The sequence below is a fragment of the Paenibacillus sp. FSL R7-0652 genome (assembly GCF_038595045.1).
In the GTDB taxonomy this organism is placed as follows: domain Bacteria; phylum Bacillota; class Bacilli; order Paenibacillales; family Paenibacillaceae; genus Paenibacillus.
Map to the genome: position 1 here is coordinate 4,112,702 of NZ_CP152001.1, position 15,309 is coordinate 4,128,010.

The following is a 15,309-nucleotide window of genomic DNA, read 5'->3' on the forward strand; positions in this document are numbered from 1 at the left end:
CGTGCAGATCGAAACAATTAACTCAATTGAATGATTGTTAACGTTGCACCTGGTGGCGAAAGCACAGCCGTGGCCACAAGGCCGAAAAGTTGAAGTTGAATGGTCGAACCAGCAGTAACCGGAATGATAAATTCGGTCTGCAGCTGGCTCAAGGATAGCGCAGGCGAGACAACACTTGCTGGAATCACTGCACCATTGAGCAGTACTCGGGACTGTATCAAAGCCGCAGCGGTTAAACTAATTTTGTACGAAATAAAGTATCGTCCTGTATTCGCCAAGGTAAACGTATCGCTAGTTCCATTAACTGTAATACCTGTTCCGATGTTTTGATTGTTCGGCAGCGTAATCAATGTGCCGCCCAAAAGAACCAGGATCGTACCGCTCGTATTTTCTGCAAACGCTGATGCAGCTGTTACGGACGTACCTGTCGCACCGGTTGCGCCGGTATCCCCGGTTACACCGGTCGCTCCTGTGGCTCCTGTGATACTTGCACCGGTCGCACCAGTTACTCCTGTTACGCCCGTAGCTCCAGCCACTCCTGTTGGGCCCGTTATGCCTTCGCCAGTTGCCCCCGTAATTCCTGCCGTTCCGGTTGCACCCGTTACACCCGTCTCCCCGGTTGCCCCTGTGATACTTGCACCGGTCGCACCGGTTACTCCTGTTACGCCCGTGGCTCCAGTTACTCCTGTTGGGCCCGTTATGCCTTCGCCAGTTGCCCCCGTAATTCCTGCCGTTCCGGTTGCACCCGTTACACCCGTCTCCCCGGTTGCCCCTGTGATGCTTGCACCGGTTACTCCCGTTATGCCCGTGGCTCCAGTCACCCCTGTTGGGCCCGTTATGCCTTCGCCAGTGACTCCTGTAACCCCTGCCGTACCTGTTGCTCCAGTTGCACCCGTTTCTCCCACTGCTCCTGCACTCGCTAAAAGAGTATAGTCCGCTGACGTCCCCGGCGTTCCCGTTGGTGGAGCCGTGTTCGTAATATATGTGCTGCCGTCAAACGTGACAACCTGACCTACCGGGTACGTCGGTGCAACAGCCGGATCAAAAGCCGTGATGCCCGTCAATCCTGCACCGGTCGCACCTGTTGCTCCTGTTGCCCCCGTGGTTCCCTCGCCCGTGGCTCCGGTAACCCCTGCGGTTCCTGTCGCACCCGTCGCACCGGTGGCACCTGTCGTCCCTGCACTCGCCAATAGAGTGTAATCCGCTGACGTCCCCGGCGTTCCCGTTGGTGGAGCCGTGTTTGTGATATACGTGCTGCCGTCAAATGTGACGACCTGACCTACCGGATACGTTGGCGCGACTGCCGGATCAAAGGCAACGCTCCCCGTCAAGCCTGCTCCGGTCGCGCCGGTTACTCCTGTTGCTCCTGTGGTTCCCTCGCCCGTGGCTCCGTTAATCCCTGCGGTTCCTGTCGCACCCGTTGCACCTGTCGTTCCTGCACTCGCCAATAGAGTGTAATCCGGTGACGTCCCCGGCGTTCCCGTTGGTGGAGCTGTGTTCGTGATATATGTGCTGCCGTCAAACGTGACGACCTGACCTACCGGATACGTTGGCGCGACTGCCGGATCAAAGGCAACGCTCCCCGTCAAGCCTGCTCCGGTGGCACCCGTTGCTCCTGTTTCTCCAGTTCCCCCAATCAGTCCCGTTGCCCCGGTTGCTCCAGTAACTCCTGCACCCGTCGCACCGGTGGCGCCTGTCGCCCCTGCACTCGCCAATAGAATATAGTCGGGAGACGTTCCCGGCGTTCCCGTTGGTGGAGCCGTGTTCGTGATATACGTGCTGCCTTCAAACGTAACCACCTGACCTACCGGATACGTTGGCGCGACAGCCGGATCAAAGGCAACGCTCCCCGTCAAGCCTGCTCCCGTTGCGCCGGTAGCGCCGGTAGCACCTGTGGTCCCCTCGCCCGTGGCTCCGGTCACTCCTGCGGTTCCTGTCGCACCCGTTGCACCTGTTTCCCCGGTTCCCCCAATCAGTCCCGTTGCCCCGGTTGCTCCAGTGACCCCTGCACCCGTCGCACCGGTGGCGCCTGTCGTCCCTGCACTTGCCAATAGAATATAGTCGGGAGACGTTCCCGGCGTTCCCGTTGGTGGAGCCGTGTTCGTGATATACGTGCTGCCTTCAAACGTAACCACCTGACCTACCGGATACGTTGGCGCGACAGCCGGATCAAAGGCAACACTCCCCGTCAATCCTGCTCCGGTCGCGCCGGTTACTCCTGTTGCCCCCGTGGTCCCCTCGCCCGTGGCTCCGGTAATGCCTGCGGTTCCTGTCGCACCCGTTGCACCTGTTTCCCCGGTTCCCCCAACCAGTCCCGTTGCCCCGGTTGCTCCAGTGACCCCTGCACCCGTCGCACCGGTGGCGCCTGTCGTCCCTGCACTCGCCAATAGAGTGTAATCCGGTGACGTCCCCGGCGTTCCCGTTGGCGAGCCTGTATTCGTGATATACGTGCTGCCTTCAAACGTAACCACCTGACCTACCGGATACGTTGGCGCGACAGCCGGATCAAAGGCAACACTCCCCGTCAATCCTGCTCCGGTCGCGCCGGTTACTCCTGTTGCCCCCGTGGTCCCCTCGCCCGTGGCTCCGGTAATGCCTGCGGTTCCTGTCGCACCCGTTGCACCTGTTTCCCCGGTTCCCCCAACCAGTCCCGTTGCCCCGGTTGCTCCAGTGACCCCTGCACCCGTCGCACCGGTGGCGCCTGTCGTCCCTGCACTCGCCAATAGAGTGTAATCCGGTGACGTCCCCGGCGTTCCCGTTGGCGAGCCTGTATTCGTGATATACGTGCTGCCGCCAAACGTGACCACCTGCCGTACCGGGTACGTTGGTGCCACAGCTGGATCAAAGGCCGCAATTCCCGTCAATCCTGCGCCGGTCGCACCGGTTACTCCCGTCGCGCCTGCTGCCCCAGTTGGTCCAGCACCAGCAATTAACGTATAGTCTGGCGAACTTCCCGGCACACCTGCAGGTGAAGCCGCATTGGTAATGTACGTGCTGCCGTTGTATGTTACCACTTGACCGGCAGCGTAAGTTGGTGCCTGAGCAGGATCGAATGTTACAGCACCAGTCAACCCAACTCCGGTGGCGCCAGTGGCCCCCCCTGCAGCGATCAGCGTGTAATCTGAAGATGTGCCTGGTATACCCGTGGGACTCGCTGCACTGGTAATGTAGGTACTGCCATTATAATAAACGACTTGACCAGCAGGATATCCCGTTGCTTGAGTCGGATCAAAAGCGATAGCTCCGGATAATCCGACGCCTGTCGCACCTGTCGCCCCTGCAGGACCTGCAGCAAGTAAAAGCGTATAGTCTGGTGAAATACCTGGTGCACCCACTGGACCATTCACATTGGCCACATAGAGACTGCCATCATAGCTGACCACCTGGCCCTGAGCGTAAGTAGGTCCGGTCGAAGGATCAAAGGTTGTAATATTGTTTAACCCTACGCCCGGAGAGCCTGGAGAACCTGCTGGCCCCTGTGCTCCTTGCGGTCCAACAGGTCCTACAGGCCCCACTGAACCTGTAGGGCCTGCTGCGCCTCTTTCGCCAGGAACGCCTGGAACACCTGGGACCCCAGGAACACCTGGAGGACCCGCTGGCCCCGGAATACCTCCAGTTCCCAAGGTTGTCGTAGCTCTGCTTAACGAAATCGATATGGAACGAACTAATCCGACCAGACGATCCTTCACTGCTGGCGGAACTTCCAATAGAAGTGTAACGCTTAACAAATCATCCAACAGATTTTGCAGGTTCCCTGCAAGATTAATTACAGCCACGGGTATGACTTCAGAAGAAGCAATCGTCAGTTCCAATACAGCTTGAAGCTCGGCCTTTACTCCGGCACGTAACTCTGACTGATTCACAAACGTAAGCAGCTGGCGTAAACCATTCTGTAACGCAAGTATATTCGCTGCAGCAGGCTGACTTATTGCAGCAGGAATGGTCACGGCTAGAGAACGAAGAATAGACTCATACTGTTCCAGCTCACTGGCAGTTATCGAAATAAACGGCGATCCCGCTCGAAATGCTCTTCCTTCCAGAAAGGCTTTAATATTCACTCTTTTTCGTCCATCGGACATGCTCAGCTCAATCCTCCTTTGACATCTTATTTTCAAGCTTATGAAGGAGGTGAACAAAAATTATCTTGGACATTTTTTTACGCAATAAAAAAGGATAAAATCTTGTTCCACGTTGAACAAGATTAAACGGAATACTTCAACAAAAAACACCCTCCATCAGAAGGGTGTTTTACGCATTTTTTGTTTAAAATCAACCTATTTCGAAGAATCTACGGGAAATTGCAAAATAAACTCCGTTCCTTCACCAAGGACACTATTCACATGAATCGTTCCTTGATGCGCATCTACGATGTTTTTTACGATAGCAAGGCCAAGTCCTGTTCCCACGCTTTCTCCCCGCACTCGAGCTTTGTCCGCTTTATAGAAACGTTCAAAAATAAAAGGCACGTCCGATGTGGGAATCCCCACACCTTCATCCTTTATACTTACTTTGGCAAAAGGCGCGCGCAGGTGAGTGACAAGTTCAGCCGTAATCTTCACACTTTTACCAGCAGGGGTATGCCTGAACGCATTATCCAGCAAATTCGTAAATACCTGCTCCAGCCTGTCCTCGTCTGCCTGCTGCAGGGAGATGACCTGCTGTTTGCATTCCAAGTGAAGCTGAAGTCCCTGCTCCTTCGAACGCACCATGAATTTCCGATAAATACGTTCCAGAAGCTCACCGAGTTCAACTTCCTTCATGTTCATATCGGTATGTCCCGCATCCATTCGAGCGAGATCAAGTAAATCCTTCACCAGCCTGCCCATCCGCAGCGATTCATCATGGATGACTTGGATCAGTTCTTCACTCTCTTCCGGTGATGCTGCCATCCCGTCAAGTAAGGCTTCACTATATCCCTGCATCATTGATAAAGGTGTACGAATCTCATGAGATACATTAGCGACAAAGTCACGGCGCATCTTTTCCATTTTCACTTCTTCGGTAACATCTCTTAACACAGCAACTGCGCCTCGTACCACACTATCCGCATACAAAGGGGCCATCTGCACAGACCACACCCCTTGCTGTACATGAACGTTGGAGTTCCGATCTCCTCCCTGCTCCATCACGAGTTTAAATAAGGGAACAAGCGGCTCCGGGACATCCCGGGACGGATTCACGGAAGGATAGCCATCCAGACCTTCATCTTCCTGAGCCCAATCAAGGGCGTACCAGGCCTGCATTATTTTCTCACCAGGCGGATTGGTCAGAATTACTTTGCCCTCACCATCGAACGTAATCACCGCATCCGTCATGCTTCGCAGCACACTTGCCAGATGTTCCTTTTCATGATTCAAATTTCGAATCGTGTCTTCGAGCTGCACAGCCATGTGATTAAACGTATTGGCGAGCTCACCAATTTCGTCATTTGTACGAAGAGAAAGCCTTGTGTCGTAATTTCCCTTGCGAATAGCATTCGCCGCCTGAATTAATTGCTGCATAGGCTGCGTAATTTTGGTGAACAAAAATAATGCAAAAAACGTTGTTAGACTGAATCCAACTATACAGATATATGTGAACAGCCGCTTGATATCTCTGGATTCAGACTCAGCAAAGTTGGTGTCAATATAGGGCAGCAGAAAAAGACCCAGCGCTATAAGTACACATCCTACAAGGCAGATGATCGTAATCCATAATTTTCCAACCAGAGATCTCCAGAACGCGAAATTATTTCGGTACTTCCAGTTTATAACCGACACCCCACACGGTTGTTATCATCGCTGCCGATTCAGGAGATACTTTGTTCAGCTTCTCACGAAGACGCTTCACATGGGTATCTACGGTACGAAGATCACCGAAAAATTCATAGTTCCATACATCCTTAAGCAGCTCTTCTCTGGAGAAAACTTTGTCAGGCGATGTTGCAAGGTAATGCAGCAGCTCGTATTCTTTCGGCGTCAGACTGATCTCTTCGCCGCCTGCCGTCACCCGGTGAGCATCATGTTCAATGACCAGATGCGGGAATACAATGTTGTTGCTTGAGTTGCTTTCCTTGGAAAGGTATGCCGTTGCCGACGAACGTCGCAAAATAGCCTTCACCCGGTAAATCACCTCACGCGGACTAAATGGTTTCACTACGTAATCATCCGCTCCTACCTCGAAGCCCTGCACGCGATTAATTTCTTCCCCTTTTGCAGTCAGCATTAATACAGGGGTAGATTTCACCTGGCGAAGCCGCGTACACACTTCAACCCCATCCATACCCGGCAGCATAACATCCAGTAAAATCAGTCCGTAATCTCCTGCTGTTGCTTTACGGAGTGCGGTTTCGCCGTCTTCGGCTTCATCAATCTCATAACCCTCTTTTTCAAGATACATTTTCAAAAGTCTGCGGATTCTTTCCTCATCATCCACGACCAGTATACGATTCTCATGTTCTGACATGCCACTCCAGCCCCTTTACAATAACTGCTCAACACTTCTATTATGTTCGATCTCGCGAACAATATTTGAATACCCTGTTTTGGATAAAAGGGTACTTCATGAATTTACCGTAGTTTGTCCGCTAAGTTTAAAGGACTCTCCTAGTCTGCTCCAGCATAGGAATGCAATCCTGCAATAATCAGATTTACGCCAACCAAAGTAAACATGACTACGAGGAACCCAAGCACAGCGAGCCAGGCAGATTTCTGCCCCTGCCATCCTTTGGATAAACGTAAGTGCAGATACACACTATAATAAAGCCATGTTATCAGTGCCCACACTTCTTTGGGGTCCCATCCCCAGAAGCGGCTCCAGGCAATCTGTGCCCAAATCATCGCAAAGATCAAGGCCCCCAGAGTGAAAATCGGGAAACCAATCGCAATGGCCCGATAACTGATTTCATCGAGATCATCCGCATCTATTCCGTTCATCATCGGCTGCAGCGCTTGTCCAAGCGGTCTGCGTACAATTAGACGGATAAGTCCGTATAAAATCAGACCCGCAATAACAGACCAAATCACTGTATTCAGCTTACGTCCTGCATTAACTCCGTTCATCCAGGAAGGTGTTTCAAGCAAAGGCTCTTTCATCCCTAGAAACGGTTTCATGCTCTCCACTTCACTATTATATGGAGCAAAAATAGGAGGCATGCGATAAATCACTTTCTCTATTGTACTATTTTCCTCTCCCTTTGTGTCAATGGTGACTGTTGTCTGCGCAAATACAGCCTCATATCCTGCTGCGCGGAAAGCAAACACTGTTCCAATAAATGCAATAACGACAACAATCGTAATGAGCGTGAACTCCACCCATCCGCGCTGACGGCGAGAAGACTTGTCTTTGCCGCTAAAATCAACCGTTCGAAGCAGATACATAAATCCCGCTGCAAAACCTACAGCGAAAAACGCTTCGCCTAATGCAGCCAGCGTAACATGAATTTTCAGCCAGATGGACTGCAGTGCCGGAATCAATGGTTGAACTTCCTGAGGAAATACAGCCGCATAAGCCATAATAATAATCGTCAGCGGAAGTGCAAACAGTCCCAGCAGAGACTTGCGGTAAATTGCATACACCACGATAAATGCAACCATAATCATCATGGATAAAAAGGACATGAATTCGTACATATTACTTACCGGAATATGCCCTGCACCTATCCATCGGGTACCAAAGAATACCAGATGGGCAGTTAAAGCAACTGTAGATGCGATAAATGCACGTTTACCCCAACGATTCATGTGATCTAGCGGATCACGATTGCTCCATTTCTTGCCCATGACGGCAACGGCATACAGCAAAAACGCAGCACAATACAGAAAAAAAGATACGATAAATGCATCGCTGCTGAAATCAAGTATATTCATGCTTGGTTCCCCCCGTTATCCAACGACTTCTCATCTACTTCCAGATTCATCTGTTTCAAAATACCGGCAGCTTCCCGTCTGAAACCAAACCAGTTTTTGTTGGTATGCCCGCCGAGCGTAATTCGTTGATCGTCAAATCGAATCCAAATGCGGCGATGATGCCAATAAAAGCCCATGACAAGACCCAGCATGACAATACCAGCGCCTATCCATACAAAAGGCATCGCTTTGTCCACGCGTATATTCAGGTAGCTTACGGATTGAATAAGGTCTACTTTGTCCATACTGTCAACTTCCAGCTGCAAAGGGAGATCTCCACCTACAAGCTGACGATTAATTGCATCCTGCTGAAAACGCTGCTTGTCGATTTGTTTGGCAAAATACAAGTATTGAATTCCCTTGTCCGGCAGATCCGGTCCTTCGATATGAAAGAGAAATGCAGGTGCATTGGGCGAAGGTGATTTCGATTTTGGCTCTCCTTTATCGTCCAGCGCAAAGTCCATGAATTTTTCTTTAACAGTCAGTTTATAAGGGCCTGCTTCAAAGGTGCGCTGTGTGTCCATCATATCAATCTTCAAAGCCCCATATACTTCCCCGGTCTTCGCATTGACTAGGTCCGGTGTAACAGAGCGTATCGTCGGCGTAAGATCATAATCAAACTGGTATGCCTTCAGCCCTTGATAATTAAGGGGATGATTCACCCGAACATCATGTCTTGCAACCTCAGTAAGCTGAGGTTTTTTGGAGAGATCGGAGCAATCTGCCGTACATTCATACAGAACGACCTTTGTTTCAAATAATTTGGGAACCGTTTTGTTTACATTTTTGAACTGCTCGGGCACTTCGTCTTCACTATAGAATTCCACACTGAACTTCTCATTTTTCAGATACATCGAAGTATTGGGAATCTTTTTAATTTCGCCTTCAGGAAAAGCAACATGCTCATCCAGATTCAAACCCGGAAGCCCTCGTGCAAGTACAGCCAGTAGGAAAATAATAAGTCCGATATGAATCACATATGGCCCCCAGCGGCTGAATCGCTGTTTTTCGGCAAGCAGTGCATCCCCCTGAGTGTGAACACGATATCCTTTTTTACGCAACGGCGTAACCGCTTTCTTAATCCATTCTTCCGGTGCCTCTTCAACCGAACCTTGATATACGAGACGCTGCCTTGTCAGAAACTGCAGATGTTTCCGTATACGCTGTTTGTTAAGAGCTTTGTACAGCGGCAGTACACGATCCAGACTGCAGATTACAAGCGAAGCTCCAATCATCACCAGCAGCAGAATAAACCACCAGGATTCATATGTATGGGATAGGCCCAGGAGATAATATATATGGCCTAGCTGACCATAAGTCTCTTTGTAATAAACCGAAGGATCCATATTCAGAAATGTACTCTCCTGCGGGTAAATCGTGCCCAGCATGGAACCAACCAGCGTGATAACAATCATATAAACAGCGATTTTTACGGATGAAAAAAAGTTCCATATGCGATCAATAACATTTGGATTGCTGCGCTGTGAACGCCGTGCCATGCCATCATAACGCATCTCCAGCACTTCATTGGATTGAGCTTCCGCTTCCAGCAGCGGTTTACCACAAGCCTCACATAATACCGTCCCTACGGGATTCTGATGACCGCACTCACATTTCGTATTTTGGAACACGAATAGACCTCCTGTCAGGGCTGCTTCGCCAGTTGCGAGATTTGAGCATCAAGTGTGTCCAAATCCAACTGTCCGACGTGAATCGTAGAGATTTTACCCGTTTCTGATACGAAAAACGTTGTTGGCATCGGTGAGATTCCATAGTCACGGACCGAGTTCTTTTCTCGATCCAGCATAATTGGGAAGGTTACACCTACCTGCCTTATGAAATTCTCTACAGTCATTTGATCTTCTCCAACGTTAATTCCAACAAATTGGACACCTTTGTCCTTCCATTTGTCAGCCTGCGCCTGAAGTGCGGGCATCTCTTTTACACATGGCTCACACCATGTGCCCCAGAAATTGATCACCATCGCTTTCCCTTGATACTCATCAGACGTATGAACTTGACCATCCAGGCCCAGCAGTTCAAAAGAAGGGGCCTGTCCCCCTTCTTTCGGTTTGCCATTCGAGCCGGATACCGATGTTGTAATCGCATATCCACCCAACACCAGGATCAAGCACAAAATAACGATTTGCACCGTTCTTCTTGATTTTCCCATGTGCTGCTCCCCTTTGAAGTGACGATTTCATTTGCTATATAAATTGAACTAAAGATTTTACACAGCCCACTCCAATGACAGAATAACCTTACAATCGCTGTTATCCCCAGATTTTTTGAATCCCCTTTTCCAAAGGGAAAAATCCGGTGATAAGCGTATGCTTTCGATGCAGCTTTCTTTCAGAAAGCTTTTAGGCGAGCGCTTCGCTTTTCCAGGTTTTTTCTGTCCTCTCCGTTAACGTGTAAAAGAATTGTTCCACCTATATAGACTCTTGTCATAGATAACTGTGAACATCCTATGAACAATTATAGCGAATTTCGTCACAAAACTGCGGCGGTTTTATGAAAATTATGTGTCCTCACATTACCTTTTTTTCATTTTTTTGGCGGGTTCGGATTTTGCGAGTGTAATTAGATTGTTAACTTCCTCTTTACTTAGGTTACGAGTCAGCCCACGTTTCAGGTTTTGCAGCAAAATGCCTCCAAACGAAATGCGTTTCAGCCGGGTTACCGGATGGTTAATTGCCTCAAACATACGTCTTACCTGACGATTTCGTCCCTCATAGATCGTAATGGAAATCACAGCTTCATTGGCAGCTGTATCCACATCTTTATACTCTACTTCAGCTGGTGCAGTCATGCCGTCCTCCAGCATAATTCCATTTTTCAGCTTTTCCAGTTCTGTACCATGAGGTACCCCTTTAACGGTTGCCAAATAGGTTTTGGGTACGTGATGCTTCGGGTGAGTCAACAAATGTGCAAATTCACCGTCATTGGTCAGAATGAGGAGCCCTTCTGTGTCGTAATCCAAACGCCCTACCGGATAGACACGCTCTTTAACACCCTTCAGATAATCGGATACAATTTTCCGTCCTTCCGGGTCTGATGCACTTGTAATTACACCTTTTGGTTTGTTCAGCATCAAGTACACTTTTTTCTCACTGCGAATCGGTTTTCCATTAACTGTAATCATATCCTCTTCGGGGTTCGCTTTCGTACCCAGTTCAGTTACGACCTCCCCGTTAACTTCCACTTTGCCGGACAGGATTAGTTCCTCACTCTTGCGGCGGGATGCAATGCCTGCCTGTGCGATAATTTTTTGTAATCTTTCCATGTTTGTCATGTCACCTCACACTAATGATACCCATCCAACCGGGAAATCACAAGGATTATCCGATGTTTTTGTCAACAGGCGGGCTTTACCGCTGATTTTATGTGCTCCAGCGTTGATATTCAGCAGTCGGGTATACAAAAAAGTTTACCCTCACCATGTCTGAACTCATTCAGACCTCGCAAAGGTAAACCTTCCTCATTCCAGCTTATGCTGTATTTGTTTTTAGTTCGAAACCCTGCCCGCGACCTGAATCGGCTTTTTCGCGGGTGACGAAGCTTCTTTTATAAATGCCTGCAGTGTTTTTGAAGTAATAAAATACGTTCGTCCGTCATATACAAAGGTCATCATGCCGACTACCCGATTATTTTGATCAAGCACAGGTCCGCCAGAATTCCCCTGCGCCATCGCTTTGACAATGCTGCCCATGTCTGATTTTCCAGGAACATCCATATCACGAGAGCTGAATACCCGACTTTTAGCTATGGTGTTGTAAGTTGAAGGGAATTCATCATCCAATATCACAAGATCTCCGGACGTATTTTTGGGAAATCCAATCGTGTAGACCACCTGATTATCCCTCGCATCGGCGAACTTCACAGGTTCAGCGTCAATGGGTTTGTCCAGCTTCAGCAAGGCCATATCCGTTACCGGATCGGTTTTGATGATTTTAGCTTTAACAGATTTATGGAGGGCCCCCGGGCTCGCAACCGTCAGGGTTCCTTTGTCTCCGTCTGGCAGTTCTGCAATATCCTGAACGACATGATAGTTGGTCAGTACTTCGTCTTTAGATATCAAAATAGATGTTCCAACATCATAATAAACCAGATCCGGCTCATTGGCTTTGATCAAACGTACATTTACTACCGGAAAAGAATCGGCAGTCAATGCCAATTGAGCGCGCAGTGGTTTGTCAAAATAACCGGTAAATTGTATCGTCTGTTCGGCCTGAGCACCTGCTAATCCTGTTGAACCTGCAAGCATCGTCATGGCGAGCATACCAGCCAACCCAAAACGGAGCGTTCGTTTCCAACTCTTCTGCATGTCTCACTCTCCTCCGTTTATATTCTAGCATATCTAGTATATCGGAAGGAAAGGAGCTTTCATTTAACCAAAAACAATCAAGCAAATAGCAAGTGCGGCAATAAAGCCAACAACGTCCGAAAACAATCCCACTTTGAGCGCGTACCGTCCGTTACGGATGCCTACTGCCCCAAAATATACAGTCAAAACATATAAAGTCGTATCCGTGCTGCCTTGAACGGTGGATGCCATCCGGCCAATCATGGAGTCAGGACCATACGTTTTAATGAGGTCGGTAGTAAAAGCAAGCGAGCCTGTACCGGTTAGCGGACGTAATATGCCGAGAGGAAGCACTTCTCCAGGCACACCCATCCAGGAAACGAGCGGAGTGAACAGACTGATAACAAAATCCAGCGCTCCCGAGGCACGAAAAACGCTGATGGCAACCATCATACCTACGAGATGGGGGATAATACTAACAGCCGTCGAGAAGCCATCCTTGGCCCCATCAACAAAGGATTCGTAGACCGGGACCTTTTTGGTAAACGCATATAATGGAACGAACGCGATAATAACAGGGATGGCCCAGACGGAAATCCAGTTAATGAAGGTTAACAAGACTGCTCATCCTTTCATGCCAGGATTACCGCTATGGGATACCCGTGGCGGTCTGCGTAATGCTCGGTTTCGATACCAGCGGTCTGCCATAATGGCCGCAAGTGTAGCAATAATGGTAGCCATTAATGTTGTGCCTACAATTTCTGTGGCGTTGGCAGATTGATAATTCAAGCGGATGGCAATCAAGGTGGTGGGGATAATTGTAATACTGGCGGTATTCAGGGCAAGCAGCGTGCACATTGCTGGTGAAGCTGTCTGTTTGTCCGGGTTAAGTTCCTGCAGCTGCTGCATGGCTTTAATCCCCATCGGGGTAGCCGCATTCCCGAGTCCCAGCAAATTGGCACTCATGTTAGACAATATGTAACCCATAGCCGGGTGGTCTTTCGGTACATCGGGAAACAGAAATCGTACAGCAGGTCCAAGGAGCTTGGCAATGCGTCCCAGGAGACCAGCATCTTCGGCCATTTTCATCATGCCCATCCAGAAAACCAGCACACTGATCAGACCAAAACATACGGTAACACCCGTAGCCGCACCATCGAATGCTGCTTGGGTGACGATTTCAATTTTCCCGTTTACTGCTGCAAAAGCAAACCCGATCAAGATCATCATCAGCCAAATCAGATTAATCATTGGAACCATCCCTCCTCTTAGACAGCAAGCCCCAGCTGCACTACATTTGGTCAAGGTGATAACAGTCGGCTTAGCACAGCTTTCCATGCCGAAATCCATGTTACAGAATCTCCGATGCCGCCCAGTGCATCATCTTCAATTTTCGGCTCGGGTGGAATGTAACTTCCTTTACGATACACCGGTACGGAGCCAATAAATTCGCCTTTAAGATGCATATCGACCCGACCCGCCAAGCCAAATGTAGGATCAGTTGACTGTTCTTCCTCAGCTGTAGTCCCCTGTGCACGATTGTCGAGCAGAATCAGCTTTTTGGTTAAAGATTCCTCTTCCCCCTTGGCGAGCGGGTATTTAAAACCACGCCCGGTTACAAGTTCCATGTTCTGCACGGGCTGTTCCTGCTCTGCAATCTCGACCAGCGGAAAATGTTCAAAGCCAAAATCCAGCATCCTTGCATGGTCATTCCAGTCATCCCCATCATTAAGCGTCACTGCCGCCAATTGCTGTCCATCTCGTGTAGCCGAACTAACCAAACATCTGAATGCTTTTTTGGTGTAACCCGTTTTCACACCGTCAGCACCCTCGTACAAACGAAGCATTTTGTTTTTGTTATGCCAGGAATATTCCCAGCTTTCATTGGGATTTGGAGCTGATTTGTTTTCTGTTGCAACGATGCGTTTGAACACCGGGTTATGGAGTGCATACGCTGTTAACTTCGCTAAATCATTCGCTGTGGAGTAATGACCTTCTGCATCAAGTCCGTGAGGGTTCATAAAATGGGAATGCGTCAAACCGATCTGCTCTGCCTTTCTGTTCATAAGCAGTACAAAACCTTCTTCCGATCCGCCGATATGCTCAGCGATCGCTGAAGCCGCATCGTTCCCTGAACGAAGCATAAGACCATATAACATATTCTCAAGCGTCATTTCCTCACCCAGTTTGAGATACAGTGAAGATCCCTCTTTGGCAAAAGCGGAGGACGTCACCTTGACTTTCTCATCTAACCTGCCTTCTTCAATCGCAACGATGGCTGTCATAATCTTGGTCAAACTTGCAATGCGCAGCTCCTTGTCCCCATCCTTACTGTACAAAATCCGTCCTGAAGTCACATCGATGAGGGACGCACTTTGCGCATGAGTAGATGGTCCGGTAACCGCTGCTTGAACCGACGGTGGGCCCATTAATGAAGAAAACAGCATTACTGGCATAAGCACACCTACAATAACCTTCATGATTTTTTTTCGCATCCACATTCCTCCGGGTCGCTTGGAATCTTGTACTATCCTATGTTCGGACAACCTGGAGTATGTCCCGCACAGGTAAAAACAGCAAAAACCCCTCATGCACCGCAGTGCCGGAGGGATTTAAGATTGCGGCTCAACTATACGTGGTATGATCCGTTTCCACTCGAACATCATGTTCCGTTGTTCCATGATTACGATGACGGAACATCTCCTGAATACGATCTAGTACATAAGGCGTAGAATCAATCAATTTCTCGAACAAGTGCGTCGAATTATCCAGCGGCACGATGTGTACCCCCTGCTTGCCTACGACTAAGAAAGCGATCGGGCGAATGGATACACCACCGCCGCTGCCGCCGCCAAATGGCGAAGCGACCTTCGCGGAATGAGCATGCTCTGTCGCACTTGATGTGCTGCTGCCTTTTCCATCACTCACGTTGAAATCACTGCCGCCTGCTGCAAAGCCGAATCCGACTTTACTAATTGGCAAAATAACGGTACCATCCGGTGTCTCTACAGCATCACCAACGATTGTATTGACATCCACCATGGACTTGATATTTTCCATAGCAGTTTCCATTAAGCCTTGAATTGGATGATCTGACATCTGTATTCCCTCCAGTTT

12 protein-coding genes are annotated in these 15,309 nt (G+C 49.2%); all 12 read right to left on the reverse strand.

Annotated features, from left to right (window positions below):
- Positions 1-17: 17 nt before the first annotated feature.
- Positions 18-4,079 (reverse strand): collagen-like repeat preface domain-containing protein, encoded by a 4,062-nt coding sequence (locus MKY97_RS18215; RefSeq protein ID WP_342551733.1) that lies wholly within the window; start codon positions 4,077-4,079, stop codon positions 18-20.
- A gap of 195 nt (positions 4,080-4,274) precedes the next feature.
- Entirely contained in the window at positions 4,275-5,759 is a 1,485-nt protein-coding gene (locus MKY97_RS18220) for an ATP-binding protein (protein WP_342551734.1), read from the reverse strand.
- Complete coding sequence (locus MKY97_RS18225) at positions 5,728-6,444, reverse strand: response regulator transcription factor (RefSeq protein WP_110894386.1); 717 nt, start codon at positions 6,442-6,444, stop codon at positions 5,728-5,730. Before MKY97_RS18225 ends, MKY97_RS18220 begins: the two co-directional genes overlap by 32 nt.
- Positions 6,445-6,584: 140 nt before the next feature.
- On the reverse strand, positions 6,585-7,847 hold the full coding sequence (gene ccsA / locus MKY97_RS18230; protein ID WP_342551735.1) for a cytochrome c biogenesis protein CcsA: 1,263 nt from the start codon (positions 7,845-7,847) through the stop codon (positions 6,585-6,587).
- Entirely contained in the window at positions 7,844-9,517 is a 1,674-nt protein-coding gene (locus tag MKY97_RS18235) for a cytochrome c biogenesis protein ResB (protein WP_342551736.1), read from the reverse strand. Before MKY97_RS18235 ends, ccsA begins: the two co-directional genes overlap by 4 nt.
- A gap of 14 nt (positions 9,518-9,531) precedes the next feature.
- A complete protein-coding gene (locus MKY97_RS18240) occupies positions 9,532-10,059 on the reverse strand; it encodes a redoxin family protein (RefSeq protein ID WP_342551737.1) in 528 nt (175 codons plus the stop codon).
- A gap of 363 nt (positions 10,060-10,422) precedes the next feature.
- Positions 10,423-11,172, reverse strand: coding sequence for a pseudouridine synthase (locus MKY97_RS18245; protein ID WP_342551738.1), 750 nt, complete (start codon positions 11,170-11,172; stop codon positions 10,423-10,425).
- Between the two features lie 222 nt (positions 11,173-11,394).
- Positions 11,395-12,213, reverse strand: coding sequence for a serine protease (locus tag MKY97_RS18250; RefSeq protein ID WP_342551739.1), 819 nt, complete (start codon positions 12,211-12,213; stop codon positions 11,395-11,397).
- 63 nt (positions 12,214-12,276) lie between these two features.
- A complete protein-coding gene (locus MKY97_RS18255) occupies positions 12,277-12,810 on the reverse strand; it encodes a spore maturation protein (protein ID WP_342551740.1) in 534 nt (177 codons plus the stop codon).
- 6 nt (positions 12,811-12,816) lie between these two features.
- Positions 12,817-13,443, reverse strand: a complete 627-nt coding sequence (locus MKY97_RS18260) for a nucleoside recognition domain-containing protein (RefSeq protein WP_342551741.1) — start codon at positions 13,441-13,443, stop codon at positions 12,817-12,819.
- A 50-nt stretch (positions 13,444-13,493) separates the two neighbouring features.
- Positions 13,494-14,639, reverse strand: a complete 1,146-nt coding sequence (locus tag MKY97_RS18265; protein WP_342556380.1) for a D-alanyl-D-alanine carboxypeptidase family protein — start codon at positions 14,637-14,639, stop codon at positions 13,494-13,496.
- Between the two features lie 178 nt (positions 14,640-14,817).
- Positions 14,818-15,291 (reverse strand): GerW family sporulation protein, encoded by a 474-nt coding sequence (ytfJ, locus tag MKY97_RS18270; RefSeq protein ID WP_342551742.1) that lies wholly within the window; start codon positions 15,289-15,291, stop codon positions 14,818-14,820.
- Positions 15,292-15,309 lie beyond the last annotated feature (18 nt).

Coding starts and splice junctions, on each gene's coding strand:
- MKY97_RS18215 (WP_342551733.1), bottom strand. CDS start 4,079: ATGTCCGATGGACGAAAAAGAGTGAATATTAAAGCCTTTCTGGAAGGA.
- MKY97_RS18225 (WP_110894386.1), bottom strand. CDS start 6,444: ATGTCAGAACATGAGAATCGTATACTGGTCGTGGATGATGAGGAAAGA.
- ccsA (WP_342551735.1), bottom strand. CDS start 7,847: ATGAATATACTTGATTTCAGCAGCGATGCATTTATCGTATCTTTTTTT.
- MKY97_RS18240 (WP_342551737.1), bottom strand. CDS start 10,059: ATGGGAAAATCAAGAAGAACGGTGCAAATCGTTATTTTGTGCTTGATC.
- MKY97_RS18245 (WP_342551738.1), bottom strand. CDS start 11,172: ATGGAAAGATTACAAAAAATTATCGCACAGGCAGGCATTGCATCCCGC.
- MKY97_RS18250 (WP_342551739.1), bottom strand. CDS start 12,213: ATGCAGAAGAGTTGGAAACGAACGCTCCGTTTTGGGTTGGCTGGTATG.
- MKY97_RS18260 (WP_342551741.1), bottom strand. CDS start 13,443: ATGATTAATCTGATTTGGCTGATGATGATCTTGATCGGGTTTGCTTTT.
- MKY97_RS18265 (WP_342556380.1), bottom strand. CDS start 14,639: ATGCTGTTTTCTTCATTAATGGGCCCACCGTCGGTTCAAGCAGCGGTT.
- ytfJ (WP_342551742.1), bottom strand. CDS start 15,291: ATGTCAGATCATCCAATTCAAGGCTTAATGGAAACTGCTATGGAAAAT.